24 protein-coding genes are annotated in these 22,882 nt (G+C 61.2%); 10 read left to right on the top strand and 14 right to left on the bottom strand.

What is annotated here, in order from left to right; translation table 11 throughout:
* Positions 1 to 149 precede the first annotated feature (149 nt).
* A complete protein-coding gene (locus JAO77_RS19515) occupies positions 150 to 1,115 on the bottom strand; it encodes a zinc-dependent peptidase (RefSeq protein ID WP_198992110.1) in 966 nt (321 codons plus the stop codon).
* Between the two features lie 115 nt (positions 1,116 to 1,230).
* On the opposite strand from JAO77_RS19515, the gene JAO77_RS19510 reads away from it, so the two are divergent.
* The 3 genes from JAO77_RS19510 (at position 1,231) to JAO77_RS19500 (ending at position 3,465) form a co-directional block, all read left to right on the top strand.
* Positions 1,231 to 1,608 carry a hypothetical protein gene (locus JAO77_RS19510; protein WP_144845253.1) on the top strand — a complete coding sequence of 126 codons (378 nt, stop codon included), beginning with the start codon at positions 1,231 to 1,233 and terminating at the stop codon, positions 1,606 to 1,608.
* Entirely contained in the window at positions 1,596 to 2,384 is a 789-nt protein-coding gene (locus tag JAO77_RS19505) for a class I SAM-dependent methyltransferase (RefSeq protein WP_198992109.1), read from the top strand. Before JAO77_RS19510 ends, JAO77_RS19505 begins: the two co-directional genes overlap by 13 nt.
* A 244-nt stretch (positions 2,385 to 2,628) precedes the next feature.
* Complete coding sequence (locus JAO77_RS19500) at positions 2,629 to 3,465, top strand: hypothetical protein (RefSeq protein WP_198992108.1); 837 nt, start codon at positions 2,629 to 2,631, stop codon at positions 3,463 to 3,465.
* Positions 3,466 to 3,527: 62 nt separating this feature from the next.
* Here JAO77_RS19500 and JAO77_RS19495 read toward each other — a convergent pair whose 3' ends face one another.
* The 4 genes from JAO77_RS19495 to JAO77_RS19480 all read right to left on the bottom strand — a co-directional run bounded on the left by JAO77_RS19495 (position 3,528) and on the right by JAO77_RS19480 (position 7,822).
* Positions 3,528 to 3,962, bottom strand: a complete 435-nt coding sequence (locus tag JAO77_RS19495) for a hypothetical protein (RefSeq protein ID WP_198992107.1) — start codon at positions 3,960 to 3,962, stop codon at positions 3,528 to 3,530.
* Between the two features lie 37 nt (positions 3,963 to 3,999).
* The gene (locus JAO77_RS19490) at positions 4,000 to 4,407 is read right to left on the bottom strand and encodes a hypothetical protein (protein WP_198992106.1); all 408 of its coding nucleotides are present in this window, start codon (positions 4,405 to 4,407) and stop codon (positions 4,000 to 4,002) included.
* Between the two features lie 94 nt (positions 4,408 to 4,501).
* A complete protein-coding gene (locus JAO77_RS19485) occupies positions 4,502 to 6,415 on the bottom strand; it encodes an ABC-F family ATP-binding cassette domain-containing protein (RefSeq protein ID WP_198992105.1) in 1,914 nt (637 codons plus the stop codon).
* A 168-nt stretch (positions 6,416 to 6,583) separates the two neighbouring features.
* Positions 6,584 to 7,822, bottom strand: coding sequence for a pyridoxal phosphate-dependent aminotransferase (locus JAO77_RS19480; protein WP_198992104.1), 1,239 nt, complete (start codon positions 7,820 to 7,822; stop codon positions 6,584 to 6,586).
* 284 nt (positions 7,823 to 8,106) lie between these two features.
* Between JAO77_RS19480 and JAO77_RS19475 the strand changes: the two genes are divergently transcribed.
* Positions 8,107 to 8,541, top strand: a complete 435-nt coding sequence (locus JAO77_RS19475) for an STAS/SEC14 domain-containing protein (protein ID WP_198992103.1) — start codon at positions 8,107 to 8,109, stop codon at positions 8,539 to 8,541.
* A gap of 44 nt (positions 8,542 to 8,585) precedes the next feature.
* On the opposite strand, the gene JAO77_RS19470 is transcribed toward JAO77_RS19475, so the two are convergent.
* The 3 genes from JAO77_RS19470 to JAO77_RS19460 form a co-directional block, all read right to left on the bottom strand.
* Positions 8,586 to 9,506 carry a universal stress protein gene (locus tag JAO77_RS19470; protein WP_198992102.1) on the bottom strand — a complete coding sequence of 307 codons (921 nt, stop codon included), beginning with the start codon at positions 9,504 to 9,506 and terminating at the stop codon, positions 8,586 to 8,588.
* A 41-nt stretch (positions 9,507 to 9,547) separates the two neighbouring features.
* A complete protein-coding gene (locus JAO77_RS19465; RefSeq protein WP_198992101.1) occupies positions 9,548 to 9,826 on the bottom strand; it encodes a hypothetical protein in 279 nt (92 codons plus the stop codon).
* A 177-nt stretch (positions 9,827 to 10,003) separates the two neighbouring features.
* Positions 10,004 to 10,303, bottom strand: coding sequence for a thioredoxin (locus JAO77_RS19460; RefSeq protein ID WP_198992100.1), 300 nt, complete (start codon positions 10,301 to 10,303; stop codon positions 10,004 to 10,006).
* Positions 10,304 to 10,463: 160 nt separating this feature from the next.
* On the opposite strand from JAO77_RS19460, the gene JAO77_RS19455 reads away from it, so the two are divergent.
* The 4 genes from JAO77_RS19455 to JAO77_RS19440 all read left to right on the top strand — a co-directional run bounded on the left by JAO77_RS19455 (position 10,464) and on the right by JAO77_RS19440 (position 14,843).
* Positions 10,464 to 12,077 carry a sensor histidine kinase gene (locus tag JAO77_RS19455; protein WP_198992099.1) on the top strand — a complete coding sequence of 538 codons (1,614 nt, stop codon included), beginning with the start codon at positions 10,464 to 10,466 and terminating at the stop codon, positions 12,075 to 12,077.
* A complete protein-coding gene (locus JAO77_RS19450) occupies positions 12,055 to 13,095 on the top strand; it encodes a response regulator (RefSeq protein ID WP_198992098.1) in 1,041 nt (346 codons plus the stop codon). Before JAO77_RS19455 ends, JAO77_RS19450 begins: the two co-directional genes overlap by 23 nt.
* Before the next feature lie 348 nt (positions 13,096 to 13,443).
* Positions 13,444 to 14,133: a DUF421 domain-containing protein gene (locus JAO77_RS19445; RefSeq protein ID WP_198992097.1), complete on the top strand. Its 690-nt coding sequence runs from the start codon at positions 13,444 to 13,446 to the stop codon at positions 14,131 to 14,133.
* 11 nt (positions 14,134 to 14,144) lie between these two features.
* A complete protein-coding gene (locus JAO77_RS19440; RefSeq protein WP_198992096.1) occupies positions 14,145 to 14,843 on the top strand; it encodes a DUF421 domain-containing protein in 699 nt (232 codons plus the stop codon).
* A 60-nt stretch (positions 14,844 to 14,903) separates the two neighbouring features.
* On the opposite strand, the gene JAO77_RS19435 is transcribed toward JAO77_RS19440, so the two are convergent.
* The 5 genes from JAO77_RS19435 to JAO77_RS19415 all read right to left on the bottom strand — a co-directional run bounded on the left by JAO77_RS19435 (position 14,904) and on the right by JAO77_RS19415 (position 20,206).
* Complete coding sequence (locus tag JAO77_RS19435) at positions 14,904 to 16,865, bottom strand: glycosyltransferase (RefSeq protein ID WP_198992095.1); 1,962 nt, start codon at positions 16,863 to 16,865, stop codon at positions 14,904 to 14,906.
* Positions 16,866 to 16,992: 127 nt separating this feature from the next.
* Positions 16,993 to 17,607: a recombination mediator RecR gene (gene recR / locus JAO77_RS19430; protein WP_198992094.1), complete on the bottom strand. Its 615-nt coding sequence runs from the start codon at positions 17,605 to 17,607 to the stop codon at positions 16,993 to 16,995.
* 92 nt (positions 17,608 to 17,699) lie between these two features.
* Positions 17,700 to 17,990: an ATP-dependent Clp protease adaptor ClpS gene (locus JAO77_RS19425; protein ID WP_144845151.1), complete on the bottom strand. Its 291-nt coding sequence runs from the start codon at positions 17,988 to 17,990 to the stop codon at positions 17,700 to 17,702.
* Between the two features lie 168 nt (positions 17,991 to 18,158).
* Positions 18,159 to 19,184, bottom strand: coding sequence for an aldo/keto reductase (locus JAO77_RS19420; protein WP_198992093.1), 1,026 nt, complete (start codon positions 19,182 to 19,184; stop codon positions 18,159 to 18,161).
* 161 nt (positions 19,185 to 19,345) lie between these two features.
* Positions 19,346 to 20,206, bottom strand: a complete 861-nt coding sequence (locus JAO77_RS19415; RefSeq protein WP_198992092.1) for an aldo/keto reductase — start codon at positions 20,204 to 20,206, stop codon at positions 19,346 to 19,348.
* A gap of 117 nt (positions 20,207 to 20,323) precedes the next feature.
* Here JAO77_RS19415 and JAO77_RS19410 point away from each other — a divergent pair, with 117 nt between their 5' ends.
* Both JAO77_RS19410 and JAO77_RS19405 read left to right on the top strand, forming a co-directional pair.
* A complete protein-coding gene (locus JAO77_RS19410; RefSeq protein WP_198992091.1) occupies positions 20,324 to 20,881 on the top strand; it encodes a hypothetical protein in 558 nt (185 codons plus the stop codon).
* A 198-nt stretch (positions 20,882 to 21,079) separates the two neighbouring features.
* On the top strand, positions 21,080 to 22,477 hold the full coding sequence (locus tag JAO77_RS19405; protein WP_198992090.1) for a cytochrome P450: 1,398 nt from the start codon (positions 21,080 to 21,082) through the stop codon (positions 22,475 to 22,477).
* A gap of 123 nt (positions 22,478 to 22,600) precedes the next feature.
* Here the strand turns inward: JAO77_RS19405 and JAO77_RS19400 are convergent, their stop codons facing one another.
* A complete protein-coding gene (locus JAO77_RS19400; protein WP_198992089.1) occupies positions 22,601 to 22,876 on the bottom strand; it encodes a GNAT family N-acetyltransferase in 276 nt (91 codons plus the stop codon).
* Between the last annotated feature and the right edge of the window lie 6 nt (positions 22,877 to 22,882).

Below are 22,882 nucleotides of genomic sequence, written 5' to 3'. Positions count from 1 at the left end.
AGGCCATTTAAACCGTCAGGCCGAGCCTCGCGAAGTATCTCTACCGCTTCGACGGTGCGGTAGAGATATTTCGCGAGGCTCGGCCTGACCAAGAGTAAAACCTTAACTACGTGCTAGCTTTCACACGTCTAAATAGCTCAAGCAGCCCCCTAGGTAGCCACCACAGGTTGGTTGGCCGCCAAGTGGCAGTCTTTGTACTTCTTGCCCGAGCCGCAGGGGCAGGGCGAATTGCGACCTAGGGCCTTCTTTTTAGCGCGCAGCTGGCGCAGCCACTGGCGCGGGTCGAGGTGGCCGGGACGGGCGCCTAGGGTCTGCTCGGGATGCTGGTGCAGGGCTTGGCTTAGTAGCTCAAACAGCTCGGGGTGGTGCTCCTGTAGCTTCTCGGGGCGCTCAAAAAAGTACTCGTTCACCACCGCAAAAAACTCGGCCTCGTTGGTGCCGGCGTAAGGGTCAATGTCGGAGTGCCCGGCCCGAATGGCGGCCAGCTCGCGGTGCATGACTTCGGCCCAGGGCTGGCGCAGGGCGGGCGGCAGCACGGCGGTGGGCACGCCATCTATCTGGCCATCGGCCTCGTCTACGAGGTGCGCAAACTCGTGCACGCCCACGTTGTGCCGGTCTTCGGCATCGGCAAAACCCTGCACCAGCGCCGCCCGCGAGAGGCGCATATACTGCGAGGTTTGAAATCCCTGCACCGACCCTAGGAGGGTGCCTTGCAGCGGCTGCACCTTCTGGTCGGGGCGGGTTTCGAGCTGCCAGGCGTCGGGTACTATCAGCACTTCGTGCAGCGTCGGATATTCCCAGCCCGGAAAACCAAATACCGGAATAACGGCCGCCGCCGCTGTGAGCACCCGCGTGAGGTCATCTACCTCGGTTTGAATTCCGGTGAGCCGCGTGCGGGCCAAGAATAGCTGCATGGCCTGCTCAAAGCGTGTTTTCTCAGCTTTCTCTAGGCCAGCATAAAACGCTACGTGCGTGAGAAGTAGCTCGCGCCAATGGTCAAGAAAAGGCGTGGCCAGTGCCGCCCGCTGCCGGCGAGCATCGGCGGTGAGGTAGCGGTAAAAGCCGAACAATAAGGCCAGCAGCGTGACTGCAGCCAACAGATAAGAAAGAAGCATAGGCCCGGCTAAACGGGCGGGCGGGCCGCACGGTTTAGGGCCAGCGCTGGGCCAATTGCCGTTTCGGGTGCATTTTTGCGCTTTACCTCGCTCATATTCTCTGCCGCCTTCCCCCATGAACGCCACCGACCTGAACAAAGCCCTCGTGGCCCTGATTGAGAAAAAAGCCGAGCTGCAAACCCTGACCTACGACGACGCTCGCTACGACGACGTAGAAGAAGCCCTGCACGACCTCGAAGACGACTTCAACGACGACTACGGCGCCGACCTCGAAGCCGCACTAGAAACCGTGCACGCCGACCTTAAGTCGGATACCGATGTGCTGCTGCCCACGGCTTACCTGCCCGCCACCCTCACCCCGCAAAAGGAAGACGGCGTGTGGATAGACTCGGAGAAATACCCCGGCCGCGTGCGCCTCGTGTTGCGTCCCAATCCTGCCCGCTTCGTGCTCACTACCAGCAAAGGCCAGGAGCACGAGCTATGGAAGGCCTAGGGCCGGAAACCACCGCGCAGCTTGCCACGGTGCCGCGCGGCAATACGCAAAAGCACGTCAACCGCGATGTACTGGCGTATTTGCTGCGCCACCAAGCCGCCCGATTGGCTCAGCCCGTGCGCTGGCTCGACTTACCCTGCGGGCAAGGCGAGTTTTTAAGCCAGGTGCGGCGGTTTTTTGCCCAGCCTCAGTTGTGGGGTGCCGATGTGCGCCCCGCGCCGCCCCCCGTGCCGGGAGGGCTGACGGGCTACGAAGCCGCTGACCTCAGCCGCCAGTTTCCCTTCGAGCCGGGCCCCGCGTTCGACGTCATTACGTCTATCAGCGGCATCATGTGCTTTGCCAATACGGCGCAGTTTGTGGGCAACTGTGCCCGCCGGCTGCGGCCGGGCGGGCTGCTGCTGGTGAGCAACGACAACTGTCTGAGCGTGCGCGACCGGCTTTCGTACCTGTTTTCGGGCCGGGTGCGGCGCTTTCGCCTGCTCTTCGAGCCCGACGAAGGCAATTTTCAGCTGGTGCAGCACCAAGAGCTCAAGCGGCTTTTCGACATTAATGGCATCCGGCTGACGCACGTGGTGTACACCGCTCGCTACAACGAAGACCTGCTGTATTTGCCGCTGGCCCTGTTGCTGTGGCCCTGGCAGTGGTGGCAGCTGCGCCGCACGCGCAGCAGCACCGACTGGGAACTGCGACAGCAGCTGTTTGGCTTCAAGTCGCTGCTGCACCGCCACTACTTTTTTGTAGGCGAGAAGCTGGCAGGCGGTACCGCCGCCGAGTAGCCTAGGGTGCTTTTGAAACGTGGCGAAGCGCTGCGCGCGAAGTAAGAAAACAGGATATTTTTTGCAGGCAAACGGGCACTGTTGCGCGTCTAATATCCGCTCAGCAGTGCCAGAACACAAGTAGGGCGCGCTTCGGGCGCGTGCGGGCTAACTGCTTCATCGCCACCTATCCTAGGTAGGCAGGCAACCTTTGCGGCGGCTGATGCATCTTGCGGTAAATCTCATTTGCTTTTTGCCTGCGCCTATGTTCGTCCGCTACGCTTGCCGCCTGCTGGCTCCACTGCTGGCCGTGGCCACCCTAGGCTGTGCCCCCAGCTACCTGCTGGGCGTGCAGCCCGCCCAGCCAGATACCTTATTCGTCAGTGGTGAGCCCGCGGCCGAAGCCGCCGTCGATAGCGTGGCCTTGCGCCTGAACTTCTTAGGGTATGAGCCCGAGTACCTGGTATTCAACGCGGAGTATTACAACGACTCGCGGCGGCCCGTCGATATTATGCCCACGGCTTTTGCCTACGCGCCCCTGCGCGAGGCGGAAGTAGTGCCGCCTACCCAGCGCATTCGCCACGGCGAGCGCGTGCCCGCGGCGGTGGCTGCCGCTACCCAGCACCTGCCCTGGCCAGGGCTGCCGCCCGCCCCGCTTGCGGCCCTCGACCCCGAACCCCAGATAGTGCAGCTGCAAGACGGGGCCAGCCACGAGGCCCGCAAGGCCAGCCGCACCGACTGGGTCGGCATTGCCTTGTTTGCCGTGGCGCTGGGCACCGATATTGCCAGCAGTACCCGACGCCGGCCCGAAACCTACGACCAAGCCCAAACGCGAGCCGTTATTCACAATGCCGCTTGGGCTTACCAAGCCGTTTCGACCGCCAATCGGGCGCGCCACGCCGCCACTGCCGAGGCCCTGGCGCAGCGGGCCCAGGTGCTGAGCGAGTATGCCCTGCGGCGTGTGGTGCTGCAGCCCGGCCAGCGGGTGCGTGGCTACGTGTATCTGCCCCGCTTCGACCACGCCGACGGCCTTCAGATACTGGCGCCGGTGGGGCAGCGGCAGGTGGCGCTCAGCTTTGTGCAGTCGCACCGGCGGCGCTAAGGCGCTGGTTGGTAGCTAGTATCAAGCTTACGCCCCTAGGGTGCCCCAGTGGGGCGGGCCGGCTAATGGCCCAAGGCTTGCTGGGCTCCTGCTTTGGCATTTTCCAGCGAGTCGTAGAGACGCGTGCTCAGCTCGTAGGCCGAGCCTGCTTGCTGGGTATTTTGCGCGTAGGTCTGGGTAGCAAGCTTACCGAAGATGGTTTCGGCCAGCACCACGCTCACCTCGCGCAGGCCCGCCGCCGTGGCCCGCGGGTTAAAATCGGCCAGCAGCCAAGCCTGGGCTTTGGCCGGAATGGCACCCATCTGGCGTACATCACCTACCCAGCCCCAGGGCCGGGCGGGGGAAGAGTGCGCTTCGAAATACTCCAGGGCAAATAGCTGAAGCGCAATAAACTCTGTGGCATTGGCAAAGGCGTGCCACTGCGTGATAATACACGGCACACTGGTATCGACGAGCACACTGCCGTAGGGCTTAGAAAAAATAACCTGGTCGGGCATTGCAGAAGGAGGTATCGGTTGCGGCGCAACGTAGGAGTTAGTGCTCTAAATACGCATGCGCCGCTGCTTCGTCGACAAAATTGAGAATCTGGTTGCCGCTACTCGACCCTAGCTGTAGCTCCGTCATGGTCAGGCGGCCAAATACGTCGTTGGGCAGTAGGGTAGCTAGTACCAGCTTGGCCGGGCGCGCAATTACTGGCGCTATCCAGTTGGCCCGGGTCCAGTCCTTTACCTCCGGTCTGAAAACCGTGAGCGCTCGGGTATCGACTAATACCTTGTGCCAGCCGCGTTGCAGCAGCAGCTGGCCTAGGTGCGTCAGCAGTTCTTGCAGCGCCGAAATCTCGACCGTGACGGGGTGGTAGCGCACAATAGCGTAGCCCTGCGGATGCACCTCAATAGTGCCGACTATATTAGAAAAAATAGTGGAAATAGTAGACGCTAGCATAACTGGATAAACAAAATAACCGAGCAAAAATAAGCTCGCGAGTAGCTTGTTCTTGCTCGGTTATCAAGGCATTATTTATGCCAAAGCGCTGCTTTTACATAAAGTCGCTAAGCTCCAGCCAGCGCTCGCCTTTTGCGTCTAGGTCTTTGTCTACGGCCTGCAGGCGGGCAGGCCAGGCAATGAGGTCCTGGCGCGAGCCCTGGCCGGTGGCTAGGTTGGCTACCAACTGCTCCTTTTCGGCTTCGAGCGCCGCGATATCTTTTTCGAGCTGCTCAAATTCTTTCTTCTCCGCAAACGAGGCGCGGCGCTTAGCTGGCGCGGCGGGCGGTGGGGGAGGGGCCACCGCGGGTGCGGCTTTGGCCGCAGCGCGGGCCGCCTTAGCGGCTTTTTCCTCGGCCTCAAGAGCAGCTTCGGTTTCGCGCTCGGCTAGGTAGTCGCGGTAGTCGGTGTAGTTGCCGGGGAAGTTGAGCACCTCGCCGCCTGGCTCCAGTACAAATAGGTGTTCGGCCAGGTTGTCGAGGAAGTACCGGTCGTGGCTCACGATGAGCAAGCAACCCGAAAAGTGCAGCAGGAAGTCTTCCAAGATGTTGAGCGTGCCGAGGTCAAGGTCGTTGGTCGGCTCGTCAAGGATGAGGAAGTTGGGGTTCTTTACCAGCACGCGCAGCAGCTGCAGGCGCCGCTTTTCGCCGCCGCTCAGCTTGCTCACCAGCGTGTACTGCTGGGCCGGCGGAAACAGGAAAAGCGTAAGGAACTGGCTGGCCGTGAGCACGTCGCCGTTGGCAAGCTCCACCACTTCGGCCACTTCCTTCACGATGTCGATGACGCGCTGCGAGGGGTCAAACTCCAGTTCGGTCTGGGTGTAGTAGCCAAACACGGTGGTCTGGCCCACGTCCACGGTGCCGGTGTCAGGCTTCAGCTTGCCGGTCAGCATGTTGAGCAGCGTGCTTTTGCCCGCGCCGTTAGGTCCGACCAGGCCGATGCGGTCCTTCTTCTTGAACACGTAGCTGAAGTCGTCCAGCACTACTTTATCGCCAAAGCGCTTGCTTAGGTGCTCGGCCTCAATGATTTTACCACCCTGGCGGGTGGTTTTCACGCTCAGCTCCAACTGCTGCTTGTTGAGGTTGGTGCTGGCCTTTTCCTTGGTCACGTAGAAGGCATCGATGCGGGCCTTTTGCTTGGTGCCGCGGGCCTGGGGCATGCGGCGCATCCATTCCAGCTCCTTTTTGAAGAGCTGGCGAGCCTTTTCTACTTCGGTGGCTTCGCGCATCTCGCGGTCGGCCTTCTTCTCCACAAAGTAGGCGTAGTTGCCCTGGTAGCGGTACATCTGGCCCTTGTCGAGCTCCACGATTTCGTTGGCCACTTTGTCCAAGAAGTACCGGTCGTGGGTCACCATCAGCAGCGTGAGGCTGGGCGAGTTCAGGCGGTTTTCGAGCCACTCAATGGTGGCTAGGTCCAGGTGGTTGGTGGGCTCGTCAAGCAACAGTACATCAGGCTCTTCGATGAGCACGCGGGCCAGAGCCACGCGCTTGCGCTGCCCGCCCGAGAGCTTGCTCACGTTGCGCGTCAGCAGCTCACCTAGGATGCCCAGCTTGCCCAAAATTTGCTGCACCTGCGACTCGTAGTCCCAAGCGTTGAGGGCGTCCATGCGCTCCATCACGCGCTGCAAGTCCTCGGGGTCGTGGTTGGGGTCGTTCACCACGTGCTCGTAGTCCTTCACGGCGCGCAGCGTGTCGTTCTGGCTGGCGAAGATGGTTTCCTCCACCGTCATGCTTTCGTCGAACACCGGCTGCTGCCCTAGGTAGGTTACCCGGATGCCCTGGCGGCGCGTTACGAGGCCCGAGTCGGGCGCTTCGAGGCCAGCCAGCACCTTCATCAAGGTGGTTTTGCCGGTACCGTTGATGCCTACAAAAGCCACGCGCTGACCTTGTTGCAAGCCAAAGTTGAGGTCTTTAAACAGCCAACGGTCGGCGTAATTCTTCGAGATATTCTCGGCGGATAGCAAGTTCATAAGTACTGCAAAGGTACGGCCGCTAGCGCCCTACCTCACCTACGGCCCGCGCCCCGCGAGCCATGCGGCGATGCCGAGCCAAACAAAGAAGCCTATAAACTAAAGAAGAGGCCTTCAACGGTTGTTGAAAGCCTCTTCTTGATGGGCCTACCTAGGAGGCAGAAAAACTTACTTCAGCTTGGCCAAGCTCGCCTTGATGCGCTTGAAGGCCTCGGCTAGCTTGTCATCGGCGGCGGCGGTGCTGAAGCGCATGCAGTCGGGCGCGCCAAACGAGTCGCCGCCCACCGACGACACGTGCGCGTCGTTGAGCAGGTATAGCGCCAGGTCGCCCGAGTCATTGATAACCGTGCCCTCGGGCGTAGTGCGACCAAAAAAGGCAGCCACGTTGGGGAACACGTAGAAAGCGCCTTCGGGCGTGGGCGTTACCATGCCGGGGATGTCTTTGGCGAGGTCTAGCACGAGGTCGCGGCGGCGGTGGTAGGCGGTCACCATCTCGTCGGCCGAGGCGCGGCCGCCTTGCAGGGCGGCCAAGCCAGCGCGCTGCGCAATCGAGCAAGTGCCCGACGTAACTTGGCCCTGCAGCTTGTCGCAAGCGGCTGCAATCTCCTGGCGCGCCGCCATATAGCCTAGGCGCCAGCCTGTCATGGCGTAGCCTTTCGAAAAGCCATTGACGGTAATAACCTGGTCTTTCACCTTGTCAAACTGCGCTAGGCTCACGTGCTCGCCGGTGAAGTTGATGTACTCGTAAATCTCATCGGCCAGGGCGAAAATGCCGGGGTGCTGCGCCAGCACGTCGGCAATGGCGCTGAGCTCTTCGCGGCTGAATACGGCGCCAGTGGGGTTGCAGGGCGACGAGTACATCACCATTTTGGTGCGCGGCGTGATGGCGGCGGCAAACTCAGCGGCCGTCACTTTGTAGTCGTTTTCGAGGCTCCCCATGATGGGCACAGCCACGCCCTCGGCCAACTCCACGATGGCCGCGTAGCTCACCCAGTAGGGCGAAAAGATAATAACCTCGTCGCCGGGGTTAATGAGGGCTAGCACTGCGTTGGTGAGCGACTGCTTGGCGCCGGTGCTCACCACTATCTCGGTGGGCTTATAAGTTAAGTTGTTGTCGCGCTGAAACTTGTCGCAGATGGCCTGGCGCAGGTCGAGGTAGCCGGGCACGGGCGTGTAAAAAGTATAGCCTTCGTCGAGCGCCTGCTTGGCGGCATCCTTGATGTACTGCGGCGTCTGAAAGTCAGGCTCGCCAAAGCTTAGGTTAATAACATCAATACCCTTGGCAGCCAGCTCGCGGCTTTTCTTAGCCATCGCGATGGTAGCCGACTCCTGCATATTCAGAATGCGGTCGGAGAGATAAGCAGTAGGGTCGGCCGTAACCGAAGCTGATGAAGAACTAGGCGACATAAGATGAGGAGGATAACTATGAAACGGGCGAGTTGCAAAAGTATACCCTCCTTTGCACTACTCCGCCTAGGTTGTGCATTTTAGCCGTATTTTTTGGGGAGCCTACCACTAAAGTGTCTGCCAAAAGGCCAAAGCGCCCCCTAAAATGGAAGCTCATTGAGGTAGTCTACATCTTTATTTAGTTACTCTCGAGTAGAAACTAGCTTCATCCATGCATCAATTCCTGCCGTAGATAGCTGATGGCTATAACTTCCTTTCCGTTATTCTTCCTCTTATTCTAACGCATGTCCACTGACCTTATTAATGGCTTCGGCAATGTATACCTCCGCATAAGTTATGATGCAGCCAGCCGCTGGGTCTGCAACGAATGGATAGGCCACCAGACGTACATCGGCATCCTAGCTGGGGCCGATGCCTGCTTACAGCCTTTGCAGGAACACCATTGCGCGTACCTGCTCAACGATAATCGCCGGGTCATTGGGCCCTGGGACCATGCCGTGGATTGGATAGTCTCGAACTGGGCGCCCCGGGCTATTGTGCAGGGCCTGACGCACTTTGCCAATGTGGTGAGCCCCGAAGCGTTAGCCGCCAGCTCAGCCCACTCGATGGCCCTCGGCCTGCATGGGCAGCTCCAAATGCACCTGTTTGATGATGCAGAGGCCGCTCAAGAGTGGTTGCGGGAGGCTCAGCGACAAGCCCAAAAGCGGCCCACTGGCTAGGTCTGTCTTAGGCTGCATAGGTAGGTGATTTGCTTAATTAGCACCTATGTAAGGAGCGATACTTCTTCCTGGCGCTGACCTAGGGCAAGCTGACGTGCGGCTACCCGGCGCAGCTCGCAAGTAGCGCAGCAGGCCGCCGAGGGTAGCGTACTAGTAGGCAGCAGCAGCGCCGGAATGCGTAGGTGGTACGCGTTGGTTTGCAAGTAGTGCGGATGAAAAAAGCGGCGTACCAGGCAGCCATCGGTGGTAGCCAGCACCAGCAATTGCGCGGCCTGCTGCGCACAAAACTCGCTGAGGCCCTCTAGCTCGTCTTCTTCGGGTAGCAGGTGCGCCGTAGCGTTGGGCAATAGCTGCTGGGTAGCCTGCAATGCCTTCTTCTGCTGGATAAGTAGCTTGCTATCAGCCGAGTATAGACGCGATTTTTGGTAGAACTGCACAAGGTCAAAATGGGCAGTGGGTGTACGGGCCAGCGCCGCTACCGCCGCCACTTGGCTGGCCGTTACGCGGTCAAAATCACCTGCCAGCACTACCTGCGCCGGTAGCTCGTGCCGGCCGCCGGGCACCAGTAGCACGGGGCAGCTCACACGTTCGGGCAAGCTCTTGGGAATGGTGCCGGCCGCCATTGCGGCGGCGCAATTGTCGAGGGTGAGGCCCGTGACCACGAGGCTGGCGCAGTAGCCTGCCACCAGCACTTGCAGGCCATCGGGCAGCGCCTCGGCCGCCACGTGGTAGTAGTACCGAATACGGCGGGCATCTTGCCGGGTAAGCTGCTGGTAGCGTAGGCGCTCGGCCAGGGCTTCGAGGCGGCGCAGCAGTTGGGCGCGCTCGTCGGGCAGCAGGGCCGAGCCAGTGCCCGCGTGCACCAGCACTATTTCGGCGGGTAGGCGCACGGCGAGCTTATTAGCATAGAGCAGGGCGCCTTCGGCCGCGGCGCTAAAATCGATGGGAACTAGGATGGTTTGCATGGCGGCAGAAGGAGAGGAAACGGGGACGGCGAGAAAGCGACTTATTCGCTTAGTACTAATTCTTGAGCAAGCGGAGCCGGGGCCGCAACGCTGGCGGCAACCGCAGGGGCGAGCGTCGCAGACGCTTCCGAAGCCGGAGCAGCTACCGCTGCGGGGGCAGCGGACGTATTGGCGAGCGCGGCCGCTTGCTCTTGCCGAAACGATGAGCGATTGGCCGCAGCGGTGAGCAGCGCGATGCTAGCCAATGCTGTCACGATGCCTACGGCCCCCAGTAGCACGTGCAGCATCCAGGAGAGCATATCTTCATTGGCAGGTGACATACTTGTAGATTGGGCCGCCGCCCCTAGGCTTGCTAAAAGGCCTGTAGTCGTCAGCGAAAAAGTGCGGTAAGTGCGCATGGTGAAGTAAGAGAAAAATGGAGGAAAGAACTTAGAATATATTGATTATAAAAATTTTAAAAGTGTGTTCATCCTGGTGGGTTAGGGTAGAGGTTCCGTTCAACTAGGCTCGGGCGTTACGCCGTGTAGCGTGGCTAGCAGAGCTTCGGGACTCGGTAGGCCCTGCTGCCGCCATAGCTCTACTCCTTGGCGCATGAGCACGCAGGCCGGCAACTCGGGCGTGCCGAAGCTGCGCACTACTGCCGGGTGGCTGGCCTCGTCGATGGCCAACACGCGCACCGCGGCACCTAGGTGCTGCTGCAGGTGGCGTAGGGTAGGAGCGGGGGCAGCCTGGCCCGCCGGCAAGGGCAGCAGCACCAGCAGCACGGCCGGGTCGGAAGCAGTCGGTAGGTGAGCCATAAGCGAGCGATGAATTAGAATAGCACAAAATTCTGGCTCGCTGCCTCGGGCTCCCATGAGCGTGCTCAAGCGGCCACTTGATTGTTGTCATGGCCCCCGGCCGCCGCGGATACCGACCTTTGCGGAGCCGGCGCTTGCTACCGTCGCGCCTTAGCTAGCCATGCCCCACGACCCGTTTGCCCGTGCCCTCACTGATATGCTGCTGCACCAAGCTCCCGAGCTGGTGGCCGTGTACGATGCCACCCTAGGGCGCCTCACGCAGGTAAATCCGGCCGGGGTGCAGCTGCTGGGCTACGCCTCGGAGGCAGTGTTACTGGCGGCGCCTGACCTAGGGCAGCACCTGCCGGCCATGGTGGGCGAGGCTTGGGCGACGCACTGTGCGCAGGCCCAGCACGAGGGCCCACAAACCCTAGATACAGAAGTGCACCGGCTTGGCGGTGAGGTGGTGCAAGCCCAACTGACGCTAACCTATTTTGAGGTAGAAGGCGCCCCGTTTTTCCTGCTGCGCCTCAGCGAGCAAGGGCGGCTGCACCAGGCCGAGCGCGAGCTAGCCCAGAGCGTACGCCGCTTCGAGGCGGTGGTGGCCAATGCTACCATTGGCATTATCGTCTGCAACCGGGCAGGCAGCATCGTGTCGGCCAATGCCATGGCGCACCAGCAGTTTGGCTACGCGGCGGGCACCCTGCCGGGCACTAGCCTCGACCAACTGGTACCTAGGGCGCCGGGCCGCAACCACGAGCAGCTGCGTGAGTCGTTCAATGCCCAGCCGTCGGTGCGGGCCATGGGGGCCCACCGCGGCGACCTAGAGGCCCGCCGCCAAGATGGCTCCGTGTTTCCGGTCGAGGTTAGCCTCAGCTACTTCCACCTCGACGACGAGCTCTACGTGGTGTCCTACGTGCTCGACATCACCTTTAAGAAAACGGCCGACCAGGCGCTGCTTGCCGAACGTCAGCGAGTCGAGCGCCTCAACGCTGAGCTTGAGCAGAAGGTGGCCGACCGCACCCACGCCCTGCTTACCACCCTAGAGCAGCTCGAACAGCGCCAAGCCGAGCTGGCCCAGGCCCTGGCCGCCGAGCAAGAGCTGGGCGAGCTTAAGTCGCGCTTCGTGAGCATGGCGTCACACGAGTTTCGCACGCCGCTCACGGCGGTGCTCACCTCGGCCTCGCTCATCGAGCAGTACCCGGCCGCCGAGCAGCAAGCCCAGCGCCTGCGGCACCTAGGGCGCATCCGGCAGTCGGTCAACCACTTGAATGATATTCTGGAGGAATTTCTGTCAGTGGGCCGCATCGAGGAAGGCAAGATAACCGCCCACCCCGTGCGCCTCGACCTGCCCACGCTGCTGCGCGACACCGTGGCCGACGTGCAGGGCCTGCGCAAAAGCGGCCAGGCCATCGTGCCCGAAATAGCATGCCCCGAGCCGGTGTGGCTCGACGCCTCGCTGCTGCGCAAAATCCTAGTCAACCTACTTTCCAATGCCCTCAAGTACTCGGGCGAGCAGGCGGCGGTGCACCTGCGTGCCACCTGCCAAGGCGGCCGCCTCACGCTGGTGGTGCAAGACCAAGGTGTGGGCATTTCGCCTGAAGACCAAGCCCACTTGTTCGAGCGGTTCTTCCGGGCGGCTACCGTGGCCAACGTACCCGGCACGGGGCTGGGCCTCTACATCACGGCCCGCTACGTGGCGCTGCTGGGCGGCACTATCGACTTGGCCAGTACCCTAGGGCAGGGCACCACCGTCACCGTCACTATCCCCTATGAAAACGCTGCTGCTGATTGAGGACCACGAGCTTATTCGCGAAAACACGGCCGAGCTGCTAGAGCTGGCGGGCTACCGCGTGCTCACGGCCGAGAACGGCAAACTCGGCCTCGAACACGCCCTGCGTACCCGGCCCGACCTCGTGCTCTGCGACATTATGATGCCCGTGCTCGACGGCTACGGCGTGCTGCAGGTCTTCAACCAGCACCCGCAGCTGGCGGGCATCCCGTTCATCTTCCTCACCGCCAAAACTGAGCGCGCCGACTTGCGCCGCGGCATGGCCCTAGGGGCCGACGACTACCTCACCAAGCCCTTCGACAGCACCGAGCTGCTGAGTGCGGTGGCTGGCCGCCTCAGCCGCTTTCAGCACCTGCGGCCCGACTACGACCTGGCCCACGGCGGCCTGCCCGAGTTTCTGGCCGATGCCCGGCGCGTGAGCAATCTTCCCGACTTGGCTGCCGAGCACCGGCCCCACGCCGTGCCCCGCCGCCAGCTGCTGTATGCCGAAGGCGACGAGCCCACGCGCCTCTATTTTGTAGAAGCTGGCCGCGTGAAAACCAGCAAGACCACTGCCGCCGGCAAGGAGCTGATTACAGGCTTTTACCAAACGGGCGAATTTTTTGGCTACCAGGCACTGCTCGAGCGCGGGCCTTACCACGACACGGCCGTGGCCGTGGAGGCCTCCACACTTCGCTACATTCCGGCTGAGGAGTTTCATGACTTACTGCTGCGCAATGCCGAAGTCAGCCAGCAGTTTATCCGGCTGCTGGCTGGGCGCGAGCGGGCCCGCGAACAGCAGCTGGTAGAACTGGCCTACCACTCGCTGCGCCGCCGCGTGGCCGATACGCTACTACGCCTGCACGAGCCGGCCGGCGGGCCCATCCAGCTGACTCGTGAAGACCTAGCCGCCGTGATAGGTACCGCACCCGAGTCTTTAAGCCGCACCCTCAGCGAGTTTCGCCAGGCCGGCTTGCTGGAGCTGAGCGCCAGCGGCATTCTCTTGCTCCAGCCTGAAGGACTACGCCGCGCCAATTGGTAGGGCTACTTGATTGGCTAGGCAGGCCACCTCGCTAGTCATCTAGGCGACGCTAAGACTACGGATTTTCTTGTGAGAATAACGCGTAGTTAGGCAGGTGCTGGAGCTGATAATAAACCAAGGCAGGCCGCGTGCCGGGCTAAGCGGTAGTGTGGCCTAGTGTCTTGGTAAGAGGTCATTTAGGCTACCTAGGTAGGGACTTGGTTGAGCGGCTAGGCCGCAAGGCAAGTGAGTAAGCCCGGCAATAACTCACTGTTTTTGAAGGAAGTACATAGGGTGCCTGGGCTGTGGTATAAGTAGGCGGCAGTAGCGTAGTGCGCCGCCGTTTGGCCCCGGCCCACCCTAGTACTTATGAAGAAAGAAGAAATCCACCTGGACGACTGGCAGCGAATTTTGCTGGGCAATGCGCCGCTCGAATTTTTGCTGGAAGCCGCGCTGCGCACGCTAGTCATATACCTAGTACTACTTGCCACCATGCGGCTGCTAGGCAAGCGCATGAACGGCCAGCTCTCGGTATCCGAGTTGTCGGTGATGATTATGCTGGGCGGTATTGTGTCGGTGCCGATGCAAATACCCGAACGCGGCATCCTGCAGGGCGCGCTGGTGCTGGCCTGCATTCTGAGTTTGTTTCGGTTTATCAACTGGCTGGCTTTTAAGTACCAAGCGGTAGAGCGGCTTACGCGCGGCGACCTGCGCATAATGGTGACCGACGGCATGTTGGACCTGGCAGCTATGGCCGATACCAAGGTCTCGCGCGAACAATTGTTTGCCAATCTGCGCGCGGCCAACATACAGCACCTCGGCGAGCTCAAGCGCGTGTATCTGGAAAGCAACGGGGAGTTCAGTATCTACCCCCAGACGCCGCCTCGGCCGGGCCTGTCCATTTTGCCCGACAAGGATGAGGCCATTCACCAGGCCGAGCCCACCGAGCCGGGCCAGCAGGCCTGCCAACGTTGCGGGTATAGCGCACCCGCTGGCCCACCTCCCCAATGCCCTCGCTGCGGCCACCAGCAGTGGGCGCCCACCGTCAATAAGCTCTAGCTTTCTTGCCCATGAAACCCGAAGAAATTCACCTCAGCGACTGGGTGCGCATCTTGGTGGGCGAAGTGCCCGCCAGCTTTTACCTCGAAGCGGTTATCCGCGTGGTATTCATCTATCTGCTCTTGCTGCTCTCGATGCGGATGATGGGCAACCGCATGGGAAAAACCTTGACCCGCAATGAGATGGTGGCGATGGTGTCGCTGGCTGCCGCCAATGGCGTAGCCCTCATGGCGCCCGACCGGGGCCTACTGCCCGTGGTGGTAGTGGCAGCCATTATTGTTGGCTACCAGCAGCTTGTGGCGCGACTTGCTTTTCGCAACAAGCGCTTCGAGAGCCTGGTGCTCGACGACCTCAGCGTGCTAGTAGAAGACGGCCGCCTCAGGCTCGACAAAATGGAAAAAAGCGTGCTGTGCCGCAGTCAGCTACTGGGCAAGCTGCGCAAAGAGGGCATTGCCAACCTAGGGAAGGTGCGCCGCGCCTACCAAGAGGCCAATGGTAACTTCTCCATCATCACCTTCGACGACGAAACGCCCCGGCCGGGCCTGTCCATCCTGCCCACTATTGACACCGCCTTCCGGGACGAGCAAGAGAAAGCGCCGGGCCAGTTTGCCTGCGGCAGCTGTGGCCACACCATGCACAGCCAGCAGCTACCTCAGCACCAGTGCACGCGCTGCGGCGAGCAGGAGTGGCAGCCCGCTGTGCTCAAGTAGCTGGGGGTAAGAGTTAAAAACCAGTAATAGAAGGTTTACGCATAAACCTTTAACGCTGACTTATACCCCGCCCAATTGGCGCCAGCCGCGCCACAGTACCCGCAGGTCGCTTTCAGGCTCATAGTCTTTGGCATACAGAAACTCCAGTCGCTGGCGCGCCGCTACGGAGAGCTTGGCTGGGGCATCGGCCGTATCGGCGGGCGAAAGAATGGCCTGGCCCGCCGCGCCGGGGGTATAGCGCAGCCCTACCCAACTGCGCCGCCCTACTAGCACCTGCCAGATGTGGGGCAGCAGTCCCGCGGGCCGCCGCTGTACCCACACCAACAGCGGCGCTGCCAGCAGCAGCCCTAGGCTGGCTACTAGGTCGAGGCGCCGCTTACTGCGGCGCTGCGCGGGTTGGTAGAGCCGTAGCGGCGGGGCCAGGGCGTAGTAGTCGCCGGGCGCGTTTTTGCGGCTGCTGCCGATAATGTATTGGCTGTCTTCGGGCAGAATCTTGTAAGCCACCTCGGGGCGGATGGGCAAGTGCTGCATTAGGTCAATAATCTGACTGGTGAGCAGGTCTTTGCCGCAAAAAACGAGCTCGTTGAGGTCATAGAGGCGCACCAGTGCAGGCAGTTGGCCTAGGTCGCCGAGGTAGTCGTAGGTAGGCGCGGCGGGGCCAGCACCCACCGGGACTATGTAACCAACCACGCTGGCCGGCACCCGGGCGGCGGCCAGTAGCCGGCGCACACGCTGGCTTTCGACCGCCGAGCCCACGATGGCCAGCGTCTTGGTGCGTGGCTCGCTGAGGCGCAGGTGGCCGTGGCGCAGCCAGTGGCCCAGCAGCCGCCGGCCCACCAAAGCCACCACCGCCCAGGCACCACCTAGGAGAATAAGGGCCTTCGAAAAGCGCCAGCTATCCAGAAAATTAGACAGGGCCGAAATCAGCACCGTGCCCACCACAATGCCCCGCACCACGCGCCCGGCCCGCATGCTGCGGTCGTAGCCGCCGCTAAGCCAGGTAGCCGCCAGCCACACCACCACGTAAGCCGGCACGGCCACTAGCATGTACTGCGGTGGGAAGGGGGTGGGCTCGTACTTGAAAGTGGCTTCCCAGTACCCTTTTAGAGCCGCCATGCCCGCGTAGAGCAAGCCCGCATCGAGTAGCACGGGGGCGGCCCGCGTGGCGAGGCGCTGGCTCACGGCCGCACTAGCTCGCAGCCAGATGGCCAGGTTTATCAGCCTAGTAAACAGCCCAGCCCGGCCCGGTGCAAAGTGCTTCTGGGCAAAAATGGCCATGGCCCGGTAAAACACGAACACGTAGTTGACGCTCGTGCGCTTGGTGCTTTCGCCCTTGTAATGAATAATGCGCGCCGCCGGGAAGTACCAATTTTGCCAACCGCCCTGCGTGAGGCGATACGAGAGGTCGATGTCCTCGCCGTACATAAAATAGTCTTCGTCGAGCAGGCCCACCTGGTCGAGGGCGGCCTTGCGCAGCAGCATGTAGGCGCCACTGAGCACCGCCACCTGGTGCGGCTGGTTGGGGTCGAGAAACCCAAGGTGGTAGCGCCCAAACGTGCGCGACCGCGGAAACAGCCACGCCAGCCCGAATATCTTGTAAAAGGCGACCCTAGGCGTGGGCAGCCCGCGCTTGCTTTCGGGGAGAAAACGTCCCTGGCCGTCAAGCATCTGCACGCCTACGCCACCGCAAGTAGGGTGCTCGTCTAGAAAGGCGCAGCACCGCCAAAAGGCGTCTTCCTCTACCAGCGTATCGGGGTTGAGCAGCAATTGGTACTGGCCCGAGGCCTGGCGCAGGGCTTGGTTGTTGGCCTTCGAAAAACCTGGGTTGTCGCGGTTTTCGATAAGAATGACCTCCGGGAAGCGGGCCCGCACCATCGCCACCGAGCTGTCGGCCGAGTTGTTATCCACCACAAACACCTCGACGGGCTGCCCTAGGTACTCCGCCGCCTTGCGCACCGATAGCAGCGCCTGCTCCAGAAAGTAGCAAACGTTGTAGTTGACAATAATAACGGAGAGCTTCACCACGGGGCGGCGAAGTTATGGCCGGACGCCGCTGCGGTAGCAGGCAGGTGAAAATAGAAAAAGCTACCAGTTGAACTCCTAGGTAGGCCCAACCGGTAGCTTCTTGCCAAAGGCTGCTAGCGCCAGCCTAGCGCGCTTGGCGCTGGCGCTCCACAATGCTGCGGCCCAGCGTAATCTCGTCGGCGTACTCTAGCTCTCCTCCCATCGGAATACCGCGGGCAATGGTGCTGATGTTCAAGTGCTCGACCTCGCGCAAGCGGCGCGACAGGTAGAAGGCCGTAGTGTCACCTTCCATGGTGGGCGAAATGGCTAGGATAATCTCGCGGACCTCGGAGCCCTCGGCGGTGGTGCGGGTCACCAGCGAATCGATGTGCAGGTCGGACGGCCCTACGCCCTCGATGGGCGAGATGACGCCCCCCAGCACATGGTAGACGCCTTGGTACTGACCGGTATTTTCGATGGCAATCACGTCGCGCACGTCGGCCACCACGCACACCGTGCTGTGGTCGCGCAGCTGGTTGGCGCAAATGCTGCACTCCGTGCTATCGGAGATTGAGTGGCAGGTGCCGCAGTACGTGATGTCGAAGCGCATCTTGGCCAGCGCCTCAGCTAAGTTGGCGGTAGTATCAGTTTCAGCCTTAAGTAAGTGCAGCGCCAAGCGCAGGGCCGTTTTTTTGCCAATACCGGGCAGGCGCGACAGCTCCACTACCGCGTTCTCAATCAGTTTGGAAGGAAAATCCATCTAAAGGTTGGTGCTTGGTACGTAGTGCGTGGTGCTTGGGCAGGGCTGGGCAAAACCCATGCTCCACGCACTAAACACCAAGCACCAGAAAATCAAACGATGTCTGCCGATATGCCCCGGTCGTGAATGGCCGAGCAGCGGGGCGCCAGCTCCTCAAAGGTACCGTTTTTGACCGCGCACTTGCCTTTGTAATGGATGAGCAGCGTGCACTGCTCGGCTTGCTCGGGCTCGTGCTCGCACACGTCGATAAGCGTCTGGATGACGTGCTCGAAGGTGTTTACGTCGTCGTTGTACACAATGAGCGTGCGTAGCTCCTGCTCTTCTTCGAGCGTGAGTACGTCTTCGTCATAATCAATCTGCGGGCGAGTAGCGGGAAAAGCCATAAGGCAAAAATACGACAGCCAAGGCCGCCGATAGAGGATTGGCATCAGATTATAACCCCTAAACCTGTGGTTTCGGTTCCTAGGTACCCAATCAAAACGCCTCCCGCCCCAAGCGCTTATTCCTGGGTTGGAGTAGACGCTTGGGGCGGGAGGCGCATGGCCTACTTGCTACGCTTGGCGGTCGCCTTTGGTGAACTCCAGCATCCAGCCCGGGTACTCGGGGGCGAGCTTGCTAACCTCGTCGAGCTGCTGCAATTCTTCGGGGGTAAACTGCACGTCAACGGCTTTTAAATTGTCTTCGAGCTGTTCCATTTTCTTGGCCCCGATAATGACGGTGCTCACCACTTTCTGGTGCAGCAGCCACGCCAGCGACAGGGCGGCCACGGTGCTGCCCTTAGCCTCGGCCATCGGCCGCAGCTTGTCGATAATGTCAAAAGCCAAGTCCTTGTTGACAGGCGGAAAATCGAAGTTGTTGCCCCCGCGGCGGCCTTCGGCCTGCTGGTTTTCGCGGGTGTACTTGCCGCTGAGGAAGCCGCCGGCCAGCGGGCTCCACACCATGAGGCCCACCTTTTGGTCGAGCAGCAGCGGCACCAGCTCTCGCTCTAGCTCGCGGCCCGCGATGGTGTAGTAGGCTTGCAGCGACACGTACTTTTCGAGGTGCTGGTAGTGCGACACACCTAGGGCCTTCATCAGCTGCCAGGCGGCCACGTTGCTGGCCCCGATGTAGCGCACCTTGCCGCTGCGTACGAGGTCGTCGAGGGCGCGCAGGGTTTCCTCCCACGGCGTGAGGGGGTCAAAGCTGTGCGTTTGGTACAGGTCGATGTAATCGGTACCTAGGCGCTTGAGGCTGGCTTCGGCCTGGGCAATGATGTGCTTGCGCGTGAGGCCCACGTCGTTGGGGCCGTCGCCCATTTTGCCGCGCACCTTAGTGGCCAGCACCACGTCGTAGCGGTTGATGCCTAGGTTGTGCAGGGCTTGGCCCGTTATTTCTTCCGAATGGCCCTCGCTGTACACGTTGGCCGTGTCAATGAAGTTGATGCCCGCGTCGAGGGCGCGTTTGGTGAGAGCGTCGGCCCCGGCCTGGTCTACGCCGCTGATGGCGCCAAAGCGGCCGCCCGTGGTGCCAAAGGTCATGGTGCCCAGGCAAAGCTCCGATACTTTCAGGCCCGTGTTGCCTAAGAGGTTGTATTTCATAGTAAGTTGATTTTGATTGTTTCGCATGGTGCTCGTGAGACCCCACCCCCGACCCCTCCCCTCCGGGAGAGGGGAGCCTGATGACTGAATGGCGGTTACTTACGGTCGGCTCCCCTCTCCTGGAGGGGAGGGGCCGGGGGTGGGGTTACACAGCCAAAAGGCTACTTGCCTACCTTATCCAGCGTGGCCATGTCCTCTTCCGACAGGGCGATGTCGGCCGTTTTTACGTTCTCCTCTAGGTGCTTCACCTTAGAGGTGCCGGGGATGAGCAGGATGTTGGGCGAGTGGTGCAGCAGCCAGCTCAAGGCAATTTGCTGCGGGGTGGCGCCGTGCTTCTGCGCAAGTTGGTCGAGCGCTTTCAGGGCTTCGGCGTTGCCGCCGGCCAAGGGATACCACGGAATGAAGGCCATGTTCTGCTCACGGGTGTAGTCGAGCACGGGCTCCCACTTGCGGTTATCGACCGAGTACATGTTCTGCACCGATACCACCGGGAAGAATTCTTGCGCCTTTTTAATCTGGTCGACATCTACTTCCGAAAGCCCGATGTGCTTTACCAAGCCATCTTGCTGCGCTTTTTGCAAAAAGCGGAAAGTGTCTTCAGCGGGCACCTTGTCGTCGATGCGGTGTAGCTGGTAGAGGTCAATCTGCTCGACTTTTAGGCGCTTGAGGCTGCCGTGCAGCGCCTCTTCGAGGTGCTTGGGGCTGGCATCAACGGGCCATTGGTTGGGGCCAGTGCGCAGCAGGCCGCCCTTGGTGGCCACCACCAGGCCGGCGGGGTAGGGGTGCAGCGCCTCGGCAATCAGCTCTTCCGACACGTTGGGGCCGTAGCTATCGGCAGTGTCGATGAAGTCGATACCTAGCTCCACGGCGCGCTTAAGCACGCGGATGCTCTCGTCGTGGTCTTGGGGTGGGCCCCAAATGCCGGGGCCGGTGATGCGCATGGCGCCGTAGCCGAGGCGGTTGACGGTGAGGTCGCCGCCGATGGCGAAGGTTTTGGCGTAAGTGGGCGAGGAAGTGCTCATGGAAAGGAAAATGTTTGTTTAATGAAGTGTGAAACAAGGCAGTAGTACTGCCAGGATGTTGCTCTATAAACCAGCCCGTGCGCCAGGTGTTCAGCGCCGGGCTTAGCTTCGCGGCTTATGCCAGTTCCCTCGTCCGACTTTAAAAAAGCCCTAGGTCGCCTTTCCGACAAGGAGAAGGAGGCGCTGGTGCTGCGCGCCGTGCGCCGCGATGCCGAGCTTTACGATACCTTCAGCTTCGAGCTGCTGCCCGACGTGACGCTCGAAAGCGTGTACGACACCAGCGCTGACCGCATTCATGAGCTCTTCAATGTGGCCGTGACCGGGCGCCTGCTCAACCGCAGCCTCGTGAAGGCCCTGCGCCTATCGCTGCAGGAAGCGGCTCGCGCCCGGCGCATCACCAAAAACAAGCAGCTCGAAATCGACCTCAGTATGTACATCCTGCGGTTGATTTTTGATAATTACACCGGGCAGTTCAGTAGTGAGTACCAGGGCTTTTTTGTGGGTACGGCCCGCCTGGCCGCCCGCCTCACGCAGCTCATCCCAAAGAGCCTGCACGAAGACCTGTGGCTCGAATACAAGTCAGAGCTCGACGGGTTTTTGACCCAACTGCACGGCCGCAGCAAAAGCCGCGAATTGAAATTTGAGCTACCTAGGGAACTGGTAATACCGGAGTAAATGAGTCTAATGTATTGTTCAGGTTGACAACACAAAACCCAGAGCACGCTTGTCATTGCGAGCGCAGCGAAGCAATCTTTCCTTCACTTTAGCTGACGTAAGCGAGGCGGCGCAAGGAAAGATTGCTTCGCTGCGCTCGCAATGACAACAGTAGTGTCTACGGGTTCTTACGACTACCTAACATTAGCTCTTACGACTATGCTTACTCCCGCCACCACTTCCTCCACCTGGCCGCAGGTGCCGCGCTGGCTCACGCTGCGGCAGTCGTTGCGCATGGCACGCGACCCAGTGGGCAATCTCAATAAGGTGCTGGCGGCCTATGGCGACACCGTGCACCTGTACCTAGGCGGCGTGAAGCCTTCTATCGTGACGCGCGACCCAGCCCTGGTGCAGCACATCCTGCAGAAGAACCACCGCCGCTACCACAAGTCAGACCTCACGCACGGCCTGCTGCGCTACCTCGGCAAGGGCCTACTCACCAACGAAGGCGCCGACTGGCTGCGCCAGCGCCGGCTCATTCAGCCGGGCTTTCATCGGCAGCGGCTGGCGGGCCTCACGCGCCTTATGCGGGCCGCGGCCGACGAGTGGGTGGCCGAACTCGCGGCCCTAGGTGCCGCCCAGGGCCCCGTGGAGGTCGAAGCCCACGAAGCCATGACGCGGGTGGCGTTTCGCATCGTGGCGCGGTCGGTATTTGGCGATAGCCTAAGCGATGCCGAACTGATGCAGCTCAGCGACTGGCTCACGGCTATTCAGCTGTTTTACGTCACCACCATCCGGCAGCCCTACCTGCGGCCCGTGCAGCACCTGCGCGGGCGCTACCGGCAGCACGACGACCTAGCCCGGCGCCTGCGCGAGCTGGTGCGCGCAGCCATTGGCCGGCATCGCGCTACCCAGGCAGCCGCTCCGGCCGATGCGGCCCCGCCCGACGACCTACTGCAAATGCTGCTCGATGCCCGCTACGAAGACACCGGCGAGCCTATGACCGAGCACCAGCTGATTGATGAACTCAACATCCTGCTGGTGGCAGGCCACGAAACCTCGGCCAATGCCCTGGCTTGGGCCTTCTATCTGTTGGCCCGTCACCCCGAAGTGCAGGACCGGTTGGCGGAAGAAATAAACCGCGAGATGCCTGCTGGCCAAGAAGTGGAGTTTGCCGACCTGCCGCGCCTGCCCTACGCGTTGCAAGTGGTGCAGGAAGCCATGCGCCTCTACCCACCCGCCTGGATAATCGACCGCGTCGCTACTGAGGACGACCAGTTTCAGGGCGTGGCTATTCCGAAGGGCAGCGTTTTCTCGCTTTACGTGTACGGCGTGCACCACCACGCGGGCCTGTGGCCCGATGCCGAAGCTTTTCGCCCCGAGCGCTTTGCGCCCGATGCCCAGCCGGCGCTGCCTACCTACGGCTACCTGCCCTTTGGCGGCGGCCCTAGGTTGTGCGTGGGCAGCCATTTTGCCCTCACCGAGCTTCAATTGGTCCTCATCCAAACGCTGCGCCGCTACCGGGTGCTGCCCACGGCCACCACGCCCAGCCTGAACCCGCTTATAACGCTGCGGCCGGCTGGCGAGCTGCGGCTGCGCTTCGAGCAACGGTACTAGTAGGGTAGGAGGATAAGAAAACGGTTATCATTGTGAGGAGGTGCGATGAAGCCATCGTATCAGAACGGGCTTTGCAGGTGCACTTGCTTCGTCGTACCTCCTCGCAATGACAACCGTTCTGGACTAGGCGAGAATATCTTGGTATTCTGACCGATGGCGCTGCACGAAGGCCTCCATAAACTCGCAGCTGGTGCGCACCTTGAGGTGCTCTTGGCGGGCATAGGCGAGGCCGGCGCGGGCTAGCTCCTCGGCCTGGCCTTGGCCGCGCGCTTCTTCGGGCACGAACGTGTGGGTGAAGTCGATGACGCCGGGGGCGGGCAGCGAGTACGCTAGCTCGGCGGGGTTGCTGGCGGGGCCGGCCATAAAGGCCTGCTCGTCGGGGTGATGCTGAATAGACATAAGGAA

This window comes from Hymenobacter sp. BT559 (assembly GCF_016427535.1).
Classification (GTDB): Bacteria; Bacteroidota; Bacteroidia; order Cytophagales; family Hymenobacteraceae; genus Hymenobacter.
Note: the sequence above shows the minus strand (reverse complement) of the source record. Positions and strands in the feature narration are given on the sequence as shown.